Raw genomic sequence first — 19776 nt, forward strand, 5'->3', positions numbered from 1 at the left:
AAGGGGCCATCGGACGTCAGTCTCCCCAGACGTGACAACGTTGTCCAGGTTCTATGCTCGACGTCACCGCACGTGCACGAGCCGCACCCCGCGCAAAGGACGAAGCCCGCATGTCCCATGCCGTCAACGCCGTCAGGGCCGGAGCCCCCGGCGCCCCGCAGCCCCGCTACGGAACCCGGCCGACCATGAAGGACGTCGCCGCCCGCGCTGGGGTCGGCCTGAAGACCGTCTCCCGGGTGGTGAACGGCGAGCCCGGGGTCACCGCGGACACCGAGCGGCGCGTCCAGGAGGCGATCGCGGCGCTCGGCTTCCGCCGGAACGACAGCGCGCGCATCCTGCGCAAGGGCCGGACGGCGTCCATCGGCCTGGTCCTGGAGGACCTGGCCGACCCCTTCTACGCCCCGCTCAGCCGGGCGGTCGAAGAGGTCGCCCGCGCCCATGGCGCCCTGCTGTTCAACGGCTCGAGCGCCGAGAACGCGGAGCGGGAACAGGAGTTGGCCCTCGCGTTCTGCGCCCGCCGCGTCGACGGCCTGATCATCATCCCGGCGGGACATGACCACCGTTATCTGGAGCCGGAGACGGCGGCGGGCATCGCGACCGTCTTTGTCGACCGCCCGGCCGGCCGGCTGGAGGCCGACGCGGTGCTCACGGACAACTGCGGCGGCGCCCGGGAGGGCGTGGCCCACCTCATCGCACACGGCCACCGCCGCATCGGCTTCATCGGCGACCACCCCCGCATCCACACGGCCGCGGAGCGGCTGCGCGGCTACCGTGCCGCGATGGCGGCGGCCGGACTGCCCGTGGACGAGGCGTGGATCTCGCTGGGCCCCACGGACCCGCAGCACGTACGAGCGGAAGCAAAGCGCATGCTGGGCGGTGGGGCGAATCCGGTGACGGCCCTGTTCACCGGGAACAACCGGGTGACCGTCACCGCGCTCCGGGTCATCGCGCAACTCCCCCGCAGGGTCGCGCTCGTCGGCTTCGACGACTTCGAACTGGCGGATCTTCTCTCCCCCGGCGTCACGGTCGTCGCCCAGGACCCGGCACGCCTGGGCCGCACGGCGGCGGAACTCCTCTTCCGCCGCCTGGAGGGAGCGGAGGACGCCCCACGGCGGGTGGAGCTGCCGACGCGGCTGGTGGTGCGGGGGTCGGGCGAGATCGGGCCGGAGGACGCGTAGGCGGCCCGCCCCGATACATCAGTGCCACCGGCCCCCTCACCGAAATCGAAGGCGGAGGGACCGGCGGCACTGATACGGACAGCCTTCGCTGCAACAAAGGCCGACCTGTTCCCCTGTTGTGTCGAGTGGCAACGGCCGGGGAGACCGCGATGGAGAGGCCGTGAGACGGAAGCACGGCGGACAGTAGGCGCGGCTGTGCTCACATGGCGAAGCCTGGGCCAGAGCTACGGCACGCACGCCAAGGGGTGCCGCGCGGAGTGCAGGAAGCAAGGAACCGCGCCGCCCGGGGAAAGCCCGGTACGGCCCCCGGGCGGATGGGAACGGCCTGCGGGCCGACACGGCCCATGACCGGGGCAACCGCCGACCGGGCCCGAGGACACCGGAGGACCATGACTGTCGTGGCTCGTACTGACGCCATGTCAGTCCCCCCTTGCCTGGCTCGGCTGTCGTTCCCCGCCGACCGTGTGAGGCCGACTGACCAAAGAGTTGTCCTACCGAGCGCTGCCCACAAGGGCCGAGCCGACGGAGAAACAGGGACGCGACCACCGCCGACGCGAAACAAGCGCCGGGCGAACGACCGTTGACCAGCGGGTTCTCCGTCCTCCTCCGTTCCCGAAAACCGGGACAAGGCGAAACACTCCCGCCCGCGCTGTCTTTACGCCGGACGGGCGTGGGGAGGAATGTGTGCGCTGAGGCACTGTTCCATCCGGCTCTGCAAGGCCGGCGGAACGACACAAGTGCCTCGTGTCGAGTGGCAACGGATCCGAGGAGATGGCATTGGTCCTACTCAACCCCACCGAGACCCACCGCATACACCACCAGTCGGCGACCGCCGCTGACCACGCCGCGCCCTGTGCACAGTGCGCGGCGAACCCCACCACGCCCGCCGCGTCCAGCGGCCCGGTGCTGTCCGGCACGGCCGTCGTGGCCATCGTCGCGGTCGTGTTCACCGCGGCCGTGACGATGACGTGGCTCGGTCTGCCCCCGCAGGTGACGGGCGTGGTACTCGCCGCCGCGAGCGCCGCGGCCGTCTCGCTCATCCGGCACACGGCCGGGCTCTTCTCCGCCGACCGCGAGTAGAGGAGGGCGTCCATGGGGTGCGAGATCAGCGCCCCGGCGACGCCGGACCCGGTGAGCACGCTCGCGGAGTGGCTCGAGTCACTCCGCGAGCGTTCGGGTCTGAGCTACCGCCGGATGGCGCAGGACGCGAGCGAACGATTCCGTACGCAGGTGCCGTACCTGCGGTTCTTCCACGCCGGGCGGGGCAAGCGCCTCCCGGCGTGGGACACCGTCCGCATCTACGCCCGTGTGTGCGGCGGCGACGAGCAGCAGGCCCACCGCCTGTGGCGGCAGGCGGCCGCGAAGGCACCGGCGGCGGTCGCCGGGGGCCGCCGCCCGGGCCCGGCGCTGAAGCCGGAGTTCATCCGGGAGCCGCTGCACCTGCTGGACGCCATGCGCGCGCTGCGCGGCACGCGCGGCGGGCCCGGGTACCGCACGCTGCGCGATCTCGAACTGGCCGCGGGGCCGGGCCGGTTACCGCGCAGCACGCTGGGTGCGGTGCTCAGCGGCAGGCGCATGCCGTCGAAGGAAATGCTGCTGGCATTCGTACGGCTGACGGCAGGCATCGAACCGGGGACGCACAGGGCCCTGCTGTGGGAGCAGGCGTGGGAGCGCGCCGACGCCTACCGCAGGGGCCGCGCGCCCGCGTACACACCCGAACTCGCCACCCAGGGACCAGCCCCGGCACCGGCCTTGCTCCCCAAGGCCGCGTGACCGGGAACGTCCCTCCTCCCCCTCCCAGGAGTCAACGACGGTCGAGGAACCGGGCGAGGCCGTCGGCGACGCCCTGGGTGGGGACGGTGGTGGCGAACCAGGCGGCCTCGACGGCGAGGCCCTCGTCGATGGGCAGGTTGATGCCGCGGGTGACGGCGGCCAGACAGGCGGTCACCGCGGAGGCGGGGTGGCGGATGATGCGCTCGGTCAGCTCCCTCGCCTCGTCCAGCAGCTTGCCGGCCGGGACGACGCGATTGACGATGCCGAGTTCCGCCGCACGGGCGGCGTCGATGGGGTCGCCGGTCAGGATCATCTCCAGGCCGCGCTTGCGTCCGACGTGCCGGGGCAGGCGCTGGGAGCCGCCGAACGGCGGCGGGAACCCGAGGGTGATCTCGGGTTTGGCGAAGGTGGCGTGTTCGGCCGCCAGCGCGAGCGGAGCGGCCTCGGTGATCTCGCAACCTCCGCCGTAGGCAAGCCCGTTGACTGCGACGACGATCGGCTTGGGGAAGTTCTCGATGCGCCGGGTGAGCCCCTGGCCGCGCCGGACGATCTCCCGCAGCGCCTGCTCCACGCCCCCGGCGATGGAACCGGCCAGGGAGGGGATGTCGGCGCCCGCGCTGAAGGCGCGTTCGCCGGACCCGGTCAGGATGACCGCGCGAACGTAGTCGTCGGCCTCGATCTCGTCCAGGGCGGCCATGAGCGCATCGATGGTCGGGTAGTCCAGGGCGTTGAGCTTGGCCGGACGGTTGAGGGTCAGTGTGATGACGGCACCGTCGCGGGACCGGCGGACCAGGGGCTCGACAGAAGGCAAGGCTCGGGCTCCGTTCAGAGGGGGTAAGGAGGGTAGTCGTGTTCCGGTTGGGCTACGGCCGCAGCGCGCCGTCGAACTGAGCCCAGCCCGACCAGACGGCATTCGTGGGGACCTGCCAGCGGTGGAAGATGGCTCCGCCCCTGTTCACGCCGAAGAGTTCGATGCGGCCGTCGGCATTGGTCTCGGCCGCCACCTGGGTCAGGGCACCGTCGAACTGCTGCCAGCCCGTCCAGCCGCCGCCCGGTACGGTCTGCCAGCGGTGGAAGATCGCGTCACCCGAGTTGGTACCGAAGATCTCCAGCCGGCCGTCCACGTTCCGGGCCGCCGCGATCGAGGTCAGGGCACCGTCGAACTGCTCCCAGCCGGACCATGAGCCGCCGATGGACGTCTGGTAGCGGTGGAAGATGGCGCCGCCGCTGTTCACGCCGAAGAGTTCGATGCGGCCGTCGGCGTTCGTCTCGGCCGCCACCTGGGTCAGGGCACCGTCGAACTGGGCCCAGCCGGACCACGGGCCGCCGATGGACGTCTGCCAGCGGTGGAAGATGTTCCCGGCGCTGTTGGTGCCGAAGATCTCCAGCCGGCCGTCGGCATTGCGGGCCGCGGCGATCGACGTCAGAGCACCGTCGAACTGGGCCCAGCCGGACCATGAGCCGCTTGCCGGCGCGGTCTGCCACCGGTGGTAGATGTACCCGGCGCCGTTGACCCCGAACAGCTCCATGCGGCCGTCGGCGTTGGTCTCGGCGGCTACGGCGCGCAGCCCCCCGTCGAGCTGCCCCCAGGGCGACCAGTTTTCGCTGGCAGCGGCGCTGTTCTGGTAGCGGTGGAAGATCGCGTCACCGCTGTTGGTGCCGAAGAGTTCGAGCCGCCCGTCGGCGTTGCGGGCCGCGGCGATGGAGGAGCCGAAGACGGTGTCGAACGCGGCGGCCCGCGTACCGGCCGCGGCGTGCTGCGCACCGGCCGCTGCGGCGACTCCCGGTGCGCTGACCAACAGCACCAGGGCGCCGAGCAGTTGAACGATGCGTCTGTAACGCTTTCCCACGCGACTGTCCCTTCCGGTTGAAGGAATCGAACACCCACGGGATCGGGGCAAGCGCACCGTATATCGGCGCCGATGCCGCCGCCCAGCCCCACCGACCGCTGTTTCCGGTCGATCGGCCCGCACTGCATCGCTAGAGTAAGCAAAGTGACCGTCTACGCGATCGCCCAGATTTCGATTCACGACCGTGCTCGCTACGAGCGCTATGCGGCCCGCTTCATGCCCGTACTCGCCCAGTACGGAGGCCGGTTGCTGGCAGCGGACGAGCAGCCGGAGATCGTGGAGGGCCGGTGGAACCACGACAAGGCCATCGTCATGGCTTTCCCCGACGGTGACGCATTCACCCGGTGGTCGACCTCGCCCGAGTACCGGGAGATTTCGAAGGACCGCGTGGCGGCGACCGAGGGGGTCGTCCTGTTGGTGCACGGCATGGGGTAGGCCCCGCGGCAGCCGGGGCCGCGCCCGTTCAGCAGAATGCCTCCGCGTAGGAGGCAGCGCCCTCGCGCGGAAGGTTCACCCATACCTTGGTGCCCTCGCGGGCGGGGGCGGGCCGGATGACGCCCCAGCTGCCCTTGCACTCGTGGACGACGCAGGCGAGCAGGTAGAGCATCTTGTTGCGGCGGGCCGCGCACTGGGCGGAGCTGTCGGGATCGGCGTGATTGGTGTGCGGGTCCCAGGCCACCATGCGGATGCCCTCCTGCTGCCAGCCGATGGACAGGTACAGGGCCTTGCCGGGCTCGAAGAGGGCTGCGCATGCGACGAGTTCGCCTGCAGCCTGGAGGGCCGGGGGTACGAGGTCGGCCAGGCCGTGCAGGGAGAGGGCGTTGTGGACGCTGGTACGGGCGATGGACACGGCGTGGGGTGCACCCGGGATGGCGTAGCTGTAGGCGAGGGTCGTGGGGTCGCGCAGGGCGGGGGCGGACGAGAGGTGATCGGCCACGTTGTGGGCGGCGGGGGTGGCCAGGGGGCAGAGGCTGACGGATGACATGCGCAGCTCCCGTTGTGGGGGTGAGTGGGATGTGTGTGGGCTCGCACGGCTTCCGCTCATGCCGGTGGCTTGTCTCCCTGACGCGGGCACACCCCTCCCAGGGCAGGAGAGTGCGGGCATGCTCGCGGATGCGCTTCCGGCTCGTAAGCGGTGCGTCACCGACTGTAGAGCATCGGGAGTACGTGTACTACCGAACGCCCAAGACTGCGGCCTTCGGTGGACCAGCCGATCACTCCGCAGGCAGACTTGCTCCGACATCACGCCCGATGGGATCTGGGAGAGCACATGCCCCCGAGGAGTACGCCAACGGCGCGCCAGAAGCGCCTTGGTGCGGAGCTGCGGAAAATGCGCCTCGCTGCGGGCATGACCACCGAGTTCGCCGCCGGTTTGCTACGGGTGCCCCGTACGAACGTCCCGAACATGGAGTCCGGGCGGTCGGGAATCAGCGCTGATCGAGTGCGGGTCCTGGCTGGCAACTACGGTTGCAGCGACACCCAATTGATCGACGCCCTGGCCGACATGGCCAGCGAGCGAGGGAAGGGATGGTGGGAGGCATACAGAGGGACACTCCCCGCCGGTTTTCTGGACATCGCGGAGATGGAGTGGCACGCCTCCCGCCTGTGCATCGCGTTGACGGTGCACCTCCCCGGGCTGCTCCAGACAGAGGAACGTGCGCGGGCCGTCTTCGATCAGGTCTTCCCGCGACTGCCGACGCCGGAGATCGAAGCCCGCGTGGCCCAGCGCATGGACAGAAGACGTGTCTTCGACAAGCCGAGCCCTCCCGATGTCCAGGTGATCGTCCACGAAGCAGCACTGCGCATGGAGTTCGGCGGCCCCGAGGTGTCGCGCAGACAGCTGGCCCACATCCTGGACATGAGCGAACGTGACAACGTGACAGTACGGGCCATCCCCTTCAAGAAGGGTGGCTTCCCAGGGGCTGGACAGTCGGTCATCTACGCCGGAGCGGTAGTCCCGCAGCTCGATGTCGTCGAACTCGACAGCACTCACGGGCCGGAGTTCATCGACTCCGACACTCAGATCAAGAAGTACCGTACTCAACTAGAGCAGTTGGAGACCGTGACGCTCGACGCCGAGGCATCACGGGACTTTATCCACGAGATCATCCACCAGCTCTAGAGGAGTCGAGCATGTCGCAGATCATCTGGGAAAACGCCTTCTGCGGTGAAGGAGCGAATTGCTTCCGCATAGGCACTGACAATGACGGCAACGCCTACATCGCCGTCGCGGGCACCGAAGACCACTACCTCACCGACACCCGCGACGCGTTACGCGCCTTCATCCGCGATATCAAAGCCGGCAAGGCCGACCACCTGGTCGACTCAGGGGATGAGACGGATGGTCCAGTTCGCCGCTCCGTTGACGTCCAGCTCCCGCATACCGATGTTCATTGACGGATCGCTGGCGACGTCCGGACACCAGTCGAAGACCGAGAAGGGCACGTTCTCGGGGAACGGCCCTGCCCACTGGGCACCGTCCACCGCGAAGGCGTACCAGTACCAGTACCGATTGACCCCGGCGAGGCTCCCGCCGTAGGCCACCTTGGACCCACCCGGGTCGATGACCCACCAGCCCTTCCTGCGCCAAGGGGTCGGCTGGCAGTTCCGGTCCAGGAACTCGATCATGACGTTGACGGTGCTGGAATACGCATTTTCGAAACGCAGCACTGTGCCGCCCCCTTCAGCCCGTACCCCGGGGCAGCCGCCGGACCGCAGGCCCGGCGCCTTCCCGTTCCGGCACCAGATCCGTGGGAAGCCCAAGCACGCCGGGCCGCTCCTCGCTCACCCCGGTCTGCTCCCCCTCCTGAGCCACCGGCCCCACATGTGCCGCGGCGGCTACCAGTTGCTGTGGATCCACATCCGAGGTGGGATCCACTTCGACGTTTGATGATTCACCGGCCATGAGACGACGCTCCCTCCGCGTCGAACCCGCACTGCACCAATTCGGTGCCTCTGGTTTTCACGGTAGCGCCCGTCAAGACGCTATCCCATAGCGTCGGCCCTTTTATGAAAAGATGAATCGACCCCTCCTGTCGGCTTTCCGGAAAGCGGAACGGCGGTTTTGGAGAGCATCGAGCCGCCAGGACCCGTCAAGGAGTTACGAGCGGAGCCGGAACCGAGGCGACCGAGGCGGGCCGGGGTGCCCGGTACGCGTCCGCTCTCCTCCGCCACGAGAGCACCCCGCGGTCATCCTTGAGTCGACCAAGGCGCCGCCCGCACGGCGGACCAGCCCCCACTGTGCGGGGGACGCCGGCGGACGGGAGGGCTGCGATCTTCGAGATGCGTCACGCGAACGATGCCTGACGAATCGAAGGAGCAGCGATGTCCAACCTCCGCCCCGAAGCTCCCCCGGCGATCGGGTACCTGCGCACCACTCGGGACGCCGGCCGTATCCCCGCCTCCCCGGTGCCCCGCTGGGCGCGGCTCGCCGCGCATGCAGTGCCCTTCACGATCCTGCCCTCGGGGCTGTGGCGCATGGGAGTGATGCTGGCCATCCCCGGCTTCGGCACAGCCGAGGCCCGCGACCACGGCGCCGGGCTCGATCTGTATCTGATCCTGCTCTTCGCGGTCTCCGAGGCGCTCGGGCTGCTCACGCTGGGGCTGGTCCAGCCATGGGGCGAGGCGGTGCCGCGCTGGATACCACTGCTGGGCGGACGCCGCATCCCCCTGCTCGCCGCGGTGGTCCCGGCCGTGCTGGGCGCGCTCGCCTCCATGGGGGTCGTGTACTACTTCTTCCTCTCCATCCTCTTTACGGGATTTCCCCCCGGACACACGACCACTGAAGAGGTCATCTTGACGGTTTGTTACCTGCCGCTGCTCGCCTGGGGGCCGCTTCTGGGATCGGTGACGTACGCCTACTACCGCCGACGCACGAGCGACGTCCCGTAGATCTGCGGTTGCAGTTACAGTGCTAGACGCGCGTCCCTTCGTCGTAACTGACGGCAACCTGATAGAGGGCCGGGTTTGCCGATACCTTCACATCCGGGTCATCTTCGAGGGCTCGCATCCGGGCTTGGAACTCCGGGTTGGACATGGCCGCTTGCCACGCCTCTCGGCTGTCCCAGTGAGCGACGTTGACCAACTGGAAGCGTGTCTGCGAGGACACGGCCCGGTGCAGCCGTGAATCACGGAATCCAGGCGCAGTACTCATGATTCTTGCGCGTTCACGCCACTGAGAGCTGCACAACCTGAATCCGTGCTGGTCAGCGGTGCTGGCGTGGGAGATCGGTGGTGTACTCACGCTGGTCGGAGGCGGGAGTCTGGAGCGTAGATCATCTGACGCGTCGGGGATGGGCGTTTCCGGCTTTGCCCGCGCCGCGGGCGGAGTGGTTCCTACGATCGCGGGCGGTGCCTGGTCGTTTGGGAGGGGAATCGTGTCGTCGCTGGAGAAGATCGCAGCTCGCCGTGCCGAGCTGGATGAGCTCGCGGAGACCCTGGCCAAGCAGCTGGCCGAGGCCGAAGCCGAGCGTGAGGAACTCGTGGTCGCGGAGCGGGTGTTGCGGCGGCTGTACGGGCAGGAAGCCGGGGATGGCGCCGGGCAGGACACCGGGGCACCGCAGCGAGTGCAGGTCGCGGGCCGGTCGGTGTTGAAGGTGCCGCACCGCAGTGAGGTGCCGGATGCGTCCGTGCTGCCGGGCGACTACCAGCGGATGCTGAGAATCGTGAAGGCCGCGGGCGGGCCGGTGATGGTCAAGGAGGTCGGCGCCGAGCTCGGGATCGACGCCTCGGTGCCCGGCCGGCTGGAGCCGTTGCGCGGGAAGCTGTCAAAACTCGCCGGGAGGGGCTGGCTGCACAAGCTGCCGAACGGCACCTTCACCACCAGGCTGTGACACACCCGTCTCCTGGGCCGTAACCAGGCGGCCCCCGGCCCGGGTTGGTCAGGTATGCCTACCAAGACGTCCCCGGCCGGGGACCACACCGAGCTTGTCTACCAGTGCAGGCTGCCGCTGTCCACGCAGACCCTGCGCTACCTGACGTCGCTGCTGGCCGCCCGTCTGAAGAAGATCCGCTCCCGCTGGCGCAAGCTGCCGGCCGGGCGGATCGCGGTGATCGTGCTGGCCGCGCTGCGGCATGACCAGCGCCTGGCCGACCTCGCCGGCGGCAACGGCATCTCGCGCACGACGGTGGACCGGTGGCTGAAGGAGATGACCCAACTGCTGGCCGCGAAGGCGCCGCGGCTTCAGCGGGTGCTGGCGAAAATCGCCCGCGAGGGTGGCAGCGTCGTCCTGCTCGACGGATCGCTGATACCCACCGAGCGCCGCACCGGCCTGCCCACAAGGCGCCGCTGGTCGGCCAAGCACAAACGGCACGGGCTGCTGGTCATCGCCCTGACCGACGTGCGCGGGCGGCTGTTGTGGACCTCCACCGCCCGCCCGGCCCGCGGCTCGGAGATCACCGCCTGCCGGCACGACGGCCTGGTCGGCCGGCTCCGCGAGGCGGGCCTGGCCGCGATCGCCGACCTCGGCTTCGTCGGCCTCGACGACGAGGCCGGTGACCCGGCGGTCATCACCGGCTACAAGAAGCCGAAGGGCAAGAAGCTCCCGCCCGCGAAGAAGCTGGTAAACCAGCTGATCGCGGCGGAACGAGCAGTATGCGAGCACGCGTTCGCGCATTTGAAGAACTGGCGCGTGCTGACCAGGCTCCGCCTCGACGTGAAGTGGGCCACCCGACTCGTCCGGGCCCTGATGATCCTCACCCAGCACGAAATCGCCCGCTGACCGACGATCTTCACGCCAGACAGGCCCCGACGACCAGCGCGAGCACGACAACACTCACTCACGCCACCCCCGCGACCTGCACGTTCAGGATGAACACAACTCACTGAGCAATGAACCTGTCGACCTGCTCGGCAGGCACCTCGATGACGTTGATGAACGTGACCGCCGCGTCTTCAGCCGGCTTGCTGTCTTGACTCATGGAGCACAGGTTTCCACCTCAACTGCAGTTGAGATCAAGGCTGTAGTGCAAAGGTCACACCGCCGCACACTGAAACAAGGCGGCCCCGGCCGCACCTGGACAGGGCGCTGGCCGGGGCCGTGAGCGGGGCCTCCGAGATGAAGCTCAGACGCCGGGCGCCAGGGCGCGCACCAGTAGCGTGCCGGTCTTCCAGCCGTCGGGCGGGGTGATCTCGTTCGCCAAGGCGTAGCGGAATCCGTGCTGCTTGAGGCGGTCGGCCCACATGTCGGGGGTGTAGTCCCAGCGCTTGACGACGAGGGGGTTCGGGTCGTCGGCCTGGTTGATGTAGGACGCCTGGCAGCCGTAGCAGCCTTCGACCGGCGGACGCTGCGAGAAGGCCAGGACTCCGCCGGGTTTGAGGACCTGGCGGATGGCGGGGAGCATCTGGTCCGGGTCGGTGAACCAGATGGCGCCGAAGACGGAGTACACGGCGTCGAAGCGCTCGGCGGTCTTGCTCATGAAGTCGAGGGCGCCGCGCTGGTGCAGTTCCAGGCCCGGCAGTTCGCCCCAGCGCTCACGGGCGGCGTCCAGCTGGACGGGCGAAACGTCGACACCGACGGCGCGGTGTCCAAGGGTCGCGACATGGGCGAGGTTGCCCCCGGCGCCGCACCCCAGCTCCAGGAACGCGGCCTTCTCGTGCGTGCCCAGGACTTCGATGCCCGGTCCATGGTCGGGGTACTGGGTCCAGTTGAACCAGGTGGTCTCACCCTTGGCGTTCCTCTCCCGTCGGCCGCCGGGCTTCCTGCGGGCGTAGGCGTCCCACGCCGTCGTGTCGGTCACGCGCTTCTCCTCGTGCGCTCAGAAGGGGCGGCCAGCCGCACCAGAAGGTACGGCTGGCCAAGGGGATGTGTGCCGGACTCAACCGGCGGGGGTGGTGGCGTGCTTCGGGCTGTTGTGGCAGTTGGCGTGGCACTGCGAGCAGTCGGCGATGTCCAGCTCCGGCCAGAACTCCAGGTCGACCGCGTAGCCCGCCGCCTGGATGGCGTCCACGGTCCTCGCCCTCAGGCCCTTGCCGCCGCCGTGTTCCTCCCGGTCCAGGAACCCGGGTTGGTGATGGACGAACGTGCCGAACGTCTCCTCGCAGAAGTCGGCGTACGCCTTGGTCCGCAGGACGAACGCGTGCCAGAAGTCGTCTACCAGCGGGGACGGGCTCAGCGGCTTCCTACTGCCCGCGCTGGCGGCCACGAACGCCAGCATCTGTCCCACACCCCGGTGTGCCATGTCGGCGGTGATGTGGTCGTACTTGGCCCGCACGTCGGCAGCGATGGTCTCCCGCAGTTCCGCGCTGACCAGGGTTCCCGCGTCGATAGCGGGCCGTTCCTCAACGATGGTCACGTCTTGCCTCCTCGGAAGGGTGGTGGTCGGGCGTTAGCCCGCTCCGGTCACTCGACCTGGGAATGGGCGAGGACGCCGACCGGAGCGGGGGGCTAGGCAGGGCGCGGCGAACGGGCCGATATCACCCGCGAAGCCTGCCGCTCAGGCGCGCAGCGGGGGCACTCGCACGGCGGGTAGCTCACGGGGTTCGCCCGGACGAGGACGGGGCCATCCGCTCGAACTGCTCGTGTCGGCCCGTAGGTCCGCCCGCTGTCGCGGCTGACCTGCAGAGTCATCAGCGGGGCTCCGTCCGGCTTTGGCTCTCTGCTGCTTGCCATGCCGACACGCTAGGGACGGGAAGCCCGCTCGGAATCCCTGATTCGCGAATATTCGCCCGGTGCAGAAAGGACTTCTGCGTGATTCTCAAACGGTGTCCAGCGCCCGCCTGGCCCGGGTGATCACGCGATGAGCGTCGGCACCGTAGACGGCCGAGTCGGCGAATTTTTGCCACACCTTGAGATACAGGCCGACGCTCTCCGCGTCGTCGAGCCACAGTTCCGCGTGCCAGTCCTCCGCGATGACCAGGCGTTCGTCATAGATCCAGAACCCGTTGGCCGGTGGGAGCTTGAGCGGGGCGCCGAACGGGATGATGCCCAGAGACACGGTGTCGAGTCCGAGTACGCCACTCAAACGATCGAGTTGCGCGGCCAGTACTGGGGGCGGGCAGACCAGGGAGTGCAACGCGGCCTCCCACATCACGATGTGGAACGTCCTACCCGGCTCGTACAGCATCTCCTGGCGCTTCACGCGGGCCCGGACGGCTTCCTCCGTATCCCGGGCCGACTGGTGCAGGTCCCGGTACCGCGAGATCACGTGGCGGGCGTACTCCGCTGTCTGGAACATGCCGGCGACCATGGCGCTCTGCCAGACGCGGAAGGACGTGGAGCGTTCGTATTCGGCTGTAAGCGCGTCCTGGACGGGCTTGTGTCCGGCGGCGAGCTGTCGCCGCCAGGAGCGGGACCGGGATTCCAGGCTCCGGAGTCGGACGGTCAGCTCCTCGGCCACTTCGGGGCGCCCGGTGCCCCGCGCCCACGCCACGAGGTCGTCAGCCGTCGCGGTCTGGCGTCCGGTTTCCAGCTTGCTGACCTTGGACTGAGTCCACCCCAGCTTGTCCGCCAGCTCCCTGCCCGTAAGTCCCCGCTCGGTGCGCAACTCGCGGAGCCGCGCACCGAGTGCGGCTCTGGCTTGCTGAAAGTCTGTGGTCACTCGGGGGAAGGCACCTGGTCCCTGAACTCGTCGTAGGGAACGGCGTGGTGCCATGCCGCATCGCGGACCTGGCAGGCGCGCGCGACCTCCACGGGGTCCGTGACGAGTTCGACGCCGGTCATCCGGTCGGCGTCGTCGAAGTGAAGCCGCGCGATGACGCGCGAATCGAAGATCCAGAAGTCCTCGTCCGGGAGCTTCAGCCGCTCCGCGTCGGTCCTCCACAGGTTCCGGATGTCCTCGCCCACGGCACTGTTCCGCCGGGCATTGTCGAGCAGGTACCGCTGCCCCAGGGTCGGCGGGTTATCCACGACACGGACGCGCTCGAACCGCTTGCCCAGTGCGGACTGTTCGCGACGGGAGACACACCACGGGTCGTCCAGGTCCCACCCCGGGTCCTCGCCCCGGGCGAACCGGTGGTACGTCTCCGTCTCCTCGTCCGACTGGTACCGGCGACGTGTCTCCAGGCGCCAGGCGGTGTGCTCGAATGTCCGGAACATCCCTCCGAACTCTTCGAAGCCGATCATCACGGGCATCCGGTCGACCTCCCTCGGAGCAAAGTCCGCCAGCAGCACACGCGGCACCACGACGAACCCCTCCCCGTTCTCCACGTTACGGAGTTGAGCGATGTCGTCTGGGTCGGTCACCGCATTGCCCTGCACCAAGACCTCCCCCGTGTCCAGGTCTTCATACAACGTCGGGCAGCCGTCATTGCCGGAGTTGGTGCCGATGAAGCGAAGTCGCCGAGCCATCGTCGTTCCCCTCTCGCCGGACAGATCCCGACCAGGATGGGGCTGCCGAGGAGGTTCTGTCCGTCGTGATTCTCGATTATTCGCGCGGGCCGTACGCGCGCAGCACGGAGGTGGTGGGCTCGTCACTGTGCGTCATTCCGGTGCCTACCAGCGGTTCGGGTCCGGCCTTCGCGCCCGTTCACCAGTGCCCACGCGGGATCATACGGTTGCCGAGCACTCGAAGAGCTACCGGAACTCGACCAACCACCAGGTCGTCATCGACGCCGATACCCGACTCGTCGTCGCCGTCGGCCGATCGGCCACGGGCAATGGGAGATCCTTCGTGACTGCCGTCTGAAAGGCGACGACGTTCACACCGCCATGCTCGGCATCGCCCAGCTGCACAACCTCGCCCTCACGGGGTGACTCCCGCCCCATACGAGACCAGAGAGGCCCAGGGGAGGCGGATCCCCGCCTCCCCGGCTCGGAGAATGCTCAGTCGATACAGAATTCGTTGCCCTCGATGTCCAGCATGGGGATGCACGACTCGTTTTCCTCATCGGCATACAGCGTTTGCACATGGGTGGCGCCGAGCGCGACCAGTCGTGCGCACTCGGCTTCGAGCGTGGCGAGGCGCTCGTCCCCCACGAGCCCGGTGCCGACCCGGACGTCGAGATGCACCCGATTCTTGGCAACCTTGCCTTCAGGGACGCGCTGGAAGTACAGGCGCGGGCCCACGCCTGAGGGATCACTGCAGGCGAACCAGGATCCCTGCTTCTCAGGAGGCAGGGTGCGGTTGAAATCGTCCCAGGTGGCGTACCCCTCCGGTGGCGGCGGTATGACGTACCCCAACACTTCGCACCAGAAGCGAGCGAGGCGCTCAGGTTCTGCGCAGTCAAAGGTGACTTGGAACTTCTTGATCGCTGGCATCGGCGCACCGTACCGCGTACCAGGGGGACCCCGCCGCTCATTCCCCCAGACGGATCCGCCCGCCACCCGTCGCGCGCTGGGTCACCCTGGACACCAAGTGACCAATCCAGACAGTCCGCGAGAACGACGCGACCGACCTACCTCGGCCTCGCCGACCCACGCGGGCAGAAGCTCCTCCAAGCCGCCTACCGAGGACTGACAGGCTGACCCTGCCCGGTGACAGGATCGAGCACGCCGAAATGGCCCACTGACATGCCCCGTGATTGGCCCGGACTGCTGGGACATCCGGCGCTTAACGTTTCCCGGTCAGTGACGGTGAGCGGCTCCCGGGCGGCTCGATTCCAGGGAGTTCTGTGTCGAACCGGTTCATGCCGCCCGCAGGGGCGCCCCGCACTCTCGCCGCTGCCCAGTTGAGCAACTCCATCGGCGACGGCATGTACTACACCTGCTCGGCGCTGTACTTCACCCAGGTCGTCGGCCTGTCGCCTGCTCGGCTCGGTCTCGGTCTGACCATCGCCTGGGCCGTCGGCTCCCTGGCCGGAGTCCCCCTGGGACATCTCGCCGACCGGCGCGGACCGCGCACCATGGCGGTACTGCTCGCCCTGGCCACCGCGATGATCGTCGCGCTCTTCCTCGCCATCGGCTCGTTCGTGCCGTTTGTGGCCGTGGCCTGCCTGTACGCAACCGCCCAGTCAGGACTCGCAGCGGTCCGCCAGGCACTGCTCGCGAGGCTGGTCGCTCCGGGCGAGCGCACCAACGTCCTCGCCCACATGCAGTCGACCCTCAACGCGGGTCTGGCCGTGGGCGCGGCGCTGGGAGGGCTGGCCCTGAGCGACGGGAGCCGCACAGCGTTCCTCACCGTCTTCGCCCTCGACGCGCTCAGCTTCCTGGCCGGCGCCCTGATCCTGCTGCGGCTACCCGCCGTACCGGCAACGCACCGACGTACGGACGACGAGCCCCGGCTCGGCGTGCTGCGCGACCGGCCGTACGCCGTCGTCACGCTCGTCAATACGGTCCTGCTGCTGCGGCTGCCGCTGCTCAGCCTCGCCATCCCGCTGTGGATCGCCGCCCGGCTTCCCGCACTGACCTGGCTGGCATCGGCGCTGTTCGTCCTCAACACCCTTGCGGTGATGCTCTTCCAGGTACGTTCCGCACGCGCGGTCACGGATCTGCCTTCTGCCTCACGCGCCGTCCGCCACGCGGGCATTCTCCTGCTCGCCTCGTGCGCCGTCTTCGCCGTATCGGCCGCCTGCCTCCCCGTATGGGCGGGCGCGGCGATCCTGGTCATCGCCGCGACACTCCAGGTCATCGGCGAGATGAAGCAGTCGGCAGGCTCCTGGCAAATCGGCTTCGACCTGGCTCCGCCCCACCAAATAGGCCAGTACCAGGGCTTCTTCGGAACCGGCGTCGCCGTGGCACGCACGCTCGGACCGATGCTGGTCACCGCGTTGCTGGTGACCTGGGGCGTACCGGGATGGCTGCTGCTCGGGGGGCTGTTCCTCGGCGCCGGTTACGCAATGGGCCCGGCGGTACGGTGGGCCGAACGCAACCGCCCTGATACCGCGGAGAAGACGGTCGTCTCTCAAAGCCTCACTCGGGCGTAGCGCCGCAGAAGGCCCTCTCAGAAACCGACGCCCTGCTGACGACGACCCCGGCCACGAAGGGGTGTTGCCCCCTCCCCACCCTGGCTAGCTTCGCCGCACGAATGGCCAATTCCGCGCAGCGAAAGACGGGTGCTCGCCGGTCGAGGAGCGTCCTGCCGTTCCTAGATCGGCCGCGCCGTAGGCCGCCCCGCTTTGTCCCACCTGATGAAGCTGTGAGTCCGCGTTAACGAATGCCTTGACGGGATCGGCTGAGTAGCTCCACGGCACGCTGCCGACATACCCGCCAATCGCGTAGAACTGCTCGACCGCTTCCGCGTATCGATCCGTCCTGAACAAAGCATGGCCAGCAGATGCCGGACCAAAGGAAGATGGTGGTGTCCGGCAGGCACTTGGGTCACCGCGTACAGAGTGGCGTCCACGGAAGCCGTAACATACGGCTGCCTATATACCTCGAAGCTGTTGTCGGCAATCTGCTGCTCGAATATGGCGTCCAGACGTAGCGCAGGGAGCAGGCTTCCCCATGGGGCGGAGGTGGCGGCCTGCTCGGCGAAGTTGAACATCAGCTCGTGAGAGCCTCGCCACTCTGATTTGCTACCGGTGCGTCACCAACTGAGACAACCTGCAAGCCACTCCCGCCCCCCCCCCCCCCCCCCGGTCTCAACATGCCTGCCGAGCAGCTACGTGAGCGCGGCCCGGTACATGCCTCCTCGGCCACACGCTCCAAACCCGGCCCGAGACGTCGACCGGACCCGACAGCGACGAGGATCCGCCGCTTTGTGCAGCCCCCGTCCGTTGACGTTGCCGTCAACTACTGCCGTCAGGCAGCAGGGAGCCCCGACAGAATCACTTCTGTCGAGGCTCCCTGTTTCACGCAATCAACCCAGCGAAGCGGCGGGTTGATAGTTTCGGATCAGTAAACTTTTCCACGAAACCAGCCCGATCAGTCCAGCCCCGGCAAATTGATGCCAGGCGCGAATAGATCGACTGGAATCAATCGCTCCCCCGACGCTCTTCCAGTAGCCTGACCCACTGGTTCTCAGATTTCTGGGAGTACTCGGCGCTCAGCGCGCTTGGGGCGCTTTCAATCAGATGCAGCACGAACCATGCCAGCCCAAAACATCCGTCTGGCCCGAAGGTGCCCAGGAGCGCCTGTGCTTCCTCGTCTGACACCGGCTCAACGATAGCCTTGAGCAGGTTCTCAAGCTTTTCCATGCCCTCCTTGGTGGCATCACCCTCCGCAGGGAGCGGCCCACTCTCCACAAAGTCTACAACTGCTTGACGAATCATCTTTTTCGCCCTTCCGCTAGAGCTGGCCAGTCCTTCGATAGAAGGCAAGGAGGTCTTGAATCCCAGAATTGAAGTAGGCGGGATCGCCGTATTGCTGCTGCCCAATCCCCCTTAGACCTCGTAACACGATCATGGTTTGAGGTTGTTGAGACGTCTCCAGCAGATGAGGCCGCAGGCCAGGGAGACGAGTGCGTCGTGGAGTTCGAGGCGTCGTTCCCAGCGGACGGCCAGGCGCTTGAACTGGTGCAGGAGCGAGAAGGTCTGCTCGACGACGTAGCGGAGCTTGCCCAGGCCCTCGATGTTTGGTGCACCCTTGCGGGAGATGACCGGGAGGATGCGGCGCTTGCGCAGTTCCCGGCGGTTGGGGTTGCTGTCGTAGCCCTTGTCACCGAGCAGCGCGTCGGGGCGCCTGCGCGGACGTCCGGGCCGTCCCGCGACGGGAGGGATGCCGTCGACGAGTGCGAGGGTCTGGGTGACGTCGTTGACGTTGGCCCCGGTGGTGATGACCTTGAACGGGGTTCCCTTTCCGTCACAGATCAGGTGGTGTTTACTGCCCGTCTTCCCCCGGTCGACCGGCGACGGGCCGGTCCCGGCTCCCCCTTTTTCGCCCGGATGTGAGAGGCGTCCACGCAGGCCCGGGACCAGTCGATCTCGTCCGCCGCGTGCAGTCTCGCGAGGAGGAGACGGTGCAGCCGGTCGAAGACGCCGACCTCGTGCCACCGGCCGAGCCGCCGCCAGCAGGTCTGGCCGGAGCCGAACCCGAGTTCCAGTGGCAGCAGTTGCCAGCTGATGTCCTGGTACAGCACGAACAGGATGCTTTGCAGGCACAGCCTGTCAGGCACCGGCCGCGGCCCCGGTGCCCGCTCGGGCCACGGCGGCAGCAACGGCTCGATAAGTTCCCACAGTTCGTCGTCCACGATCCACGGCCGCTTGCTCACACCCTCACGAACAGCCGAAACACCGCATGCGTCACGGCTGACCAGCCGCACTCAACAAGATCGTGTTACGAGTTCTAAAGAAGGTTTGGGTAATTAGTTCTGCAATATTGCACGATGCCCGCGATCTGGGGGTTGAAGTACGCAGGATCCCCATGGGCCTGTGCGCCGATCTCCCTCAGATCCCAAAGGTCCTTCGCCAGGCCATCGTGCCCAACGCAGCCCTACCTGCCGTCACGGACGATAACTACACATGGGTATGACCCACAGGTGAATGGCAGGCGGAGCGCCACGGCGTCGGAACCTCTGGGTCATGGACCTCACGGGGCGGCACAACGGCACGTGGGCGCCATTGCTAAGGACAGACCGAGCGACCCGACCCGCGACGAAGTACCACACCCTGGGCCGCCGTCTGCTGACGTTGCCGTCAAAACATCTGGAGCCCCTTCCGAATAACCTTCGGCAGGGGCTCCAGATTCACTGAGTCGAACGACCAGCGTGAGTCACTAGTAAGGGACTCACTCGCCAGAGGGTAGATCGGAGATGTTCAATCCAATCAATTCTGGCCGCCTCTCGCGAGATCCCCAATCCAAGATCTCACTAAGCTTCCCGGATAGATTCACATTATCTACTCCCGATTCACACAGGTCCACCTCCACGGGAGTCGAGATTTCAAGAATCTCGGCATCCTCAGCCGCGAACTCCAAAGTCAGTAGCGAGCCGATAAGCTGCACCCGCCGCAGACAGCCGTAAGCCGTGAAACCTTGCTCAGTCGAGATGTTATAGGAATCCATCCCAGACTGAACTTCCTGTTCGTCTGGCTCATAGGTGGATCGCTGGATTGAGAATGATCTCTGAACGCCGGCATCATCGATCCCGATGATGCCTACCTCAAGCGCCTCCTCATCCTCATAATCCTCAAAGAATCCGACCTCTGTGGCAGTCAGCCTCAT

Annotated in this window: 22 protein-coding genes and 2 pseudogenes; 11 read left to right on the forward strand and 13 right to left on the reverse strand. The window is 67.6% G+C overall.

The genetic code is table 11. The features are described from left to right. The first annotated feature begins 110 nt into the window (after nt 1–110). The 3 genes from AC1Z4A_RS02630 to AC1Z4A_RS02640 all read left to right on the forward strand — a co-directional run bounded on the left by AC1Z4A_RS02630 (nt 111) and on the right by AC1Z4A_RS02640 (nt 2951). Entirely contained in the window at nt 111–1178 is a 1068-nt protein-coding gene (locus AC1Z4A_RS02630; RefSeq protein WP_483676191.1) for a LacI family DNA-binding transcriptional regulator, read from the forward strand. Nucleotides 1179–1949: 771 nt separating this feature from the next. Next, nucleotides 1950–2258, forward strand: a complete 309-nt coding sequence (locus AC1Z4A_RS02635; protein ID WP_483676192.1) for a hypothetical protein — start codon at nt 1950–1952, stop codon at nt 2256–2258. 12 nt (nt 2259–2270) lie between these two features. Beyond that, nucleotides 2271–2951: a hypothetical protein gene (locus tag AC1Z4A_RS02640; protein WP_483676193.1), complete on the forward strand. Its 681-nt coding sequence runs from the start codon at nt 2271–2273 to the stop codon at nt 2949–2951. A gap of 31 nt (nt 2952–2982) precedes the next feature. On the opposite strand, the gene AC1Z4A_RS02645 is transcribed toward AC1Z4A_RS02640, so the two are convergent. Together AC1Z4A_RS02645 and AC1Z4A_RS02650 are read right to left on the reverse strand one after the other, a co-directional pair. Next, nucleotides 2983–3762: a crotonase/enoyl-CoA hydratase family protein gene (locus AC1Z4A_RS02645; protein WP_483676194.1), complete on the reverse strand. Its 780-nt coding sequence runs from the start codon at nt 3760–3762 to the stop codon at nt 2983–2985. Nucleotides 3763–3814: 52 nt separating this feature from the next. Next, nucleotides 3815–4801: a PLL family lectin gene (locus tag AC1Z4A_RS02650; RefSeq protein WP_483676195.1), complete on the reverse strand. Its 987-nt coding sequence runs from the start codon at nt 4799–4801 to the stop codon at nt 3815–3817. 144 nt (nt 4802–4945) lie between these two features. On the opposite strand from AC1Z4A_RS02650, the gene AC1Z4A_RS02655 reads away from it, so the two are divergent. After that, nucleotides 4946–5236, forward strand: coding sequence for a DUF1330 domain-containing protein (locus AC1Z4A_RS02655; protein WP_483676196.1), 291 nt, complete (start codon nt 4946–4948; stop codon nt 5234–5236). Nucleotides 5237–5264: 28 nt separating this feature from the next. On the opposite strand, the gene AC1Z4A_RS02660 is transcribed toward AC1Z4A_RS02655, so the two are convergent. Beyond that, on the reverse strand, nt 5265–5786 hold the full coding sequence (locus AC1Z4A_RS02660; protein WP_483676197.1) for an ATP-binding protein: 522 nt from the start codon (nt 5784–5786) through the stop codon (nt 5265–5267). Between the two features lie 285 nt (nt 5787–6071). Here AC1Z4A_RS02660 and AC1Z4A_RS02665 point away from each other — a divergent pair, with 285 nt between their 5' ends. Then, nucleotides 6072–6923 carry a helix-turn-helix domain-containing protein gene (locus AC1Z4A_RS02665; RefSeq protein WP_483683483.1) on the forward strand — a complete coding sequence of 284 codons (852 nt, stop codon included), beginning with the start codon at nt 6072–6074 and terminating at the stop codon, nt 6921–6923. 11 nt (nt 6924–6934) lie between these two features. Then, nucleotides 6935–7123, forward strand: a pseudogene (locus AC1Z4A_RS02670) (hypothetical protein); the annotation flags it as partial. A 3-nt stretch (nt 7124–7126) separates the two neighbouring features. On the opposite strand, the gene AC1Z4A_RS02675 reads toward AC1Z4A_RS02670, so the two are convergent. Further along, nucleotides 7127–7429: a DUF1036 domain-containing protein gene (locus tag AC1Z4A_RS02675; protein WP_483676198.1), complete on the reverse strand. Its 303-nt coding sequence runs from the start codon at nt 7427–7429 to the stop codon at nt 7127–7129. Nucleotides 7430–8125: 696 nt separating this feature from the next. On the opposite strand from AC1Z4A_RS02675, the gene AC1Z4A_RS02680 reads away from it, so the two are divergent. Further along, nucleotides 8126–8692, forward strand: coding sequence for a hypothetical protein (locus AC1Z4A_RS02680; RefSeq protein WP_483676199.1), 567 nt, complete (start codon nt 8126–8128; stop codon nt 8690–8692). A 22-nt stretch (nt 8693–8714) separates the two neighbouring features. Here AC1Z4A_RS02680 and AC1Z4A_RS02685 read toward each other — a convergent pair whose 3' ends face one another. Then, nucleotides 8715–9044 (reverse strand): antibiotic biosynthesis monooxygenase family protein, encoded by a 330-nt coding sequence (locus AC1Z4A_RS02685; RefSeq protein WP_483676200.1) that lies wholly within the window; start codon nt 9042–9044, stop codon nt 8715–8717. Between the two features lie 133 nt (nt 9045–9177). Between AC1Z4A_RS02685 and AC1Z4A_RS02690 the strand changes: the two genes are divergently transcribed. After that, on the forward strand, nt 9178–9633 hold the full coding sequence (locus tag AC1Z4A_RS02690) for a hypothetical protein (RefSeq protein ID WP_483676201.1): 456 nt from the start codon (nt 9178–9180) through the stop codon (nt 9631–9633). Between the two features lie 54 nt (nt 9634–9687). After that, nucleotides 9688–10521: a transposase family protein gene (locus tag AC1Z4A_RS02695; RefSeq protein WP_483676202.1), complete on the forward strand. Its 834-nt coding sequence runs from the start codon at nt 9688–9690 to the stop codon at nt 10519–10521. 343 nt (nt 10522–10864) lie between these two features. Here AC1Z4A_RS02695 and AC1Z4A_RS02700 read toward each other — a convergent pair whose 3' ends face one another. The 4 genes from AC1Z4A_RS02700 to AC1Z4A_RS02715 all read right to left on the reverse strand — a co-directional run bounded on the left by AC1Z4A_RS02700 (nt 10865) and on the right by AC1Z4A_RS02715 (nt 14088). Continuing rightward, nucleotides 10865–11539 (reverse strand): class I SAM-dependent methyltransferase, encoded by a 675-nt coding sequence (locus AC1Z4A_RS02700; RefSeq protein WP_483676203.1) that lies wholly within the window; start codon nt 11537–11539, stop codon nt 10865–10867. A 78-nt stretch (nt 11540–11617) separates the two neighbouring features. Then, nucleotides 11618–12094, reverse strand: a complete 477-nt coding sequence (locus AC1Z4A_RS02705) for a glycine-rich domain-containing protein (RefSeq protein ID WP_483676204.1) — start codon at nt 12092–12094, stop codon at nt 11618–11620. A 402-nt stretch (nt 12095–12496) separates the two neighbouring features. Next, entirely contained in the window at nt 12497–13339 is an 843-nt protein-coding gene (locus AC1Z4A_RS02710; protein ID WP_483676205.1) for a helix-turn-helix domain-containing protein, read from the reverse strand. Continuing rightward, on the reverse strand, nt 13336–14088 hold the full coding sequence (locus tag AC1Z4A_RS02715) for a DUF6879 family protein (RefSeq protein WP_483676206.1): 753 nt from the start codon (nt 14086–14088) through the stop codon (nt 13336–13338). Before AC1Z4A_RS02715 ends, AC1Z4A_RS02710 begins: the two co-directional genes overlap by 4 nt. A 184-nt stretch (nt 14089–14272) precedes the next feature. Here AC1Z4A_RS02715 and AC1Z4A_RS02720 point away from each other — a divergent pair. After that, nucleotides 14273–14493 (forward strand): annotated as a pseudogene (locus tag AC1Z4A_RS02720) (IS5/IS1182 family transposase); the annotation flags it as partial. A 69-nt stretch (nt 14494–14562) separates the two neighbouring features. Here the strand turns inward: AC1Z4A_RS02720 and AC1Z4A_RS02725 are convergent. Beyond that, entirely contained in the window at nt 14563–14997 is a 435-nt protein-coding gene (locus AC1Z4A_RS02725; protein ID WP_483676207.1) for a VOC family protein, read from the reverse strand. A gap of 353 nt (nt 14998–15350) precedes the next feature. Here AC1Z4A_RS02725 and AC1Z4A_RS02730 point away from each other — a divergent pair, with 353 nt between their 5' ends. Beyond that, entirely contained in the window at nt 15351–16601 is a 1251-nt protein-coding gene (locus tag AC1Z4A_RS02730; RefSeq protein ID WP_483676208.1) for an MFS transporter, read from the forward strand. 990 nt (nt 16602–17591) lie between these two features. On the opposite strand, the gene AC1Z4A_RS02735 is transcribed toward AC1Z4A_RS02730, so the two are convergent. The 3 genes from AC1Z4A_RS02735 to AC1Z4A_RS02745 all read right to left on the reverse strand — a co-directional run bounded on the left by AC1Z4A_RS02735 (nt 17592) and on the right by AC1Z4A_RS02745 (nt 19776). Next, the gene (locus AC1Z4A_RS02735; RefSeq protein WP_483676209.1) at nt 17592–17993 is read right to left on the reverse strand and encodes a hypothetical protein; all 402 of its coding nucleotides are present in this window, start codon (nt 17991–17993) and stop codon (nt 17592–17594) included. A 24-nt stretch (nt 17994–18017) separates the two neighbouring features. Beyond that, a protein-coding gene (locus AC1Z4A_RS02740) for an IS5 family transposase (protein ID WP_483683484.1) occupies nt 18018–18808 on the reverse strand; the annotation gives its coding sequence in 2 pieces (ribosomal slippage) (nt 18018–18478 and nt 18478–18808; 792 coding nt in all). A 533-nt stretch (nt 18809–19341) separates the two neighbouring features. After that, nucleotides 19342–19776, reverse strand: a complete 435-nt coding sequence (locus AC1Z4A_RS02745) for an Imm10 family immunity protein (RefSeq protein ID WP_483676210.1) — start codon at nt 19774–19776, stop codon at nt 19342–19344.

It is taken from the genome of Streptomyces sp. 17_S59 (genome assembly GCF_056930295.1).

Excerpts from the sequence above, each read along its gene's own strand:
- AC1Z4A_RS02725 (WP_483676207.1), bottom strand. The coding sequence starts at position 14,997 with ATGCCAGCGATCAAGAAGTTCCAAGTCACCTTTGACTGCGCAGAACCT.
- AC1Z4A_RS02715 (WP_483676206.1), bottom strand. The coding sequence starts at position 14,088 with ATGGCTCGGCGACTTCGCTTCATCGGCACCAACTCCGGCAATGACGGC.
- AC1Z4A_RS02660 (WP_483676197.1), bottom strand. The coding sequence starts at position 5,786 with ATGTCATCCGTCAGCCTCTGCCCCCTGGCCACCCCCGCCGCCCACAAC.
- AC1Z4A_RS02680 (WP_483676199.1), top strand. The coding sequence starts at position 8,126 with ATGTCCAACCTCCGCCCCGAAGCTCCCCCGGCGATCGGGTACCTGCGC.
- AC1Z4A_RS02640 (WP_483676193.1), top strand. The coding sequence starts at position 2,271 with ATGGGGTGCGAGATCAGCGCCCCGGCGACGCCGGACCCGGTGAGCACG.
- AC1Z4A_RS02695 (WP_483676202.1), top strand. The coding sequence starts at position 9,688 with ATGCCTACCAAGACGTCCCCGGCCGGGGACCACACCGAGCTTGTCTAC.
- AC1Z4A_RS02630 (WP_483676191.1), top strand. The coding sequence starts at position 111 with ATGTCCCATGCCGTCAACGCCGTCAGGGCCGGAGCCCCCGGCGCCCCG.
- AC1Z4A_RS02675 (WP_483676198.1), bottom strand. The coding sequence starts at position 7,429 with ATGATCGAGTTCCTGGACCGGAACTGCCAGCCGACCCCTTGGCGCAGG.
- AC1Z4A_RS02665 (WP_483683483.1), top strand. The coding sequence starts at position 6,072 with ATGCCCCCGAGGAGTACGCCAACGGCGCGCCAGAAGCGCCTTGGTGCG.
- AC1Z4A_RS02635 (WP_483676192.1), top strand. The coding sequence starts at position 1,950 with ATGGCATTGGTCCTACTCAACCCCACCGAGACCCACCGCATACACCAC.
- AC1Z4A_RS02745 (WP_483676210.1), bottom strand. The coding sequence starts at position 19,776 with ATGAGGCTGACTGCCACAGAGGTCGGATTCTTTGAGGATTATGAGGAT.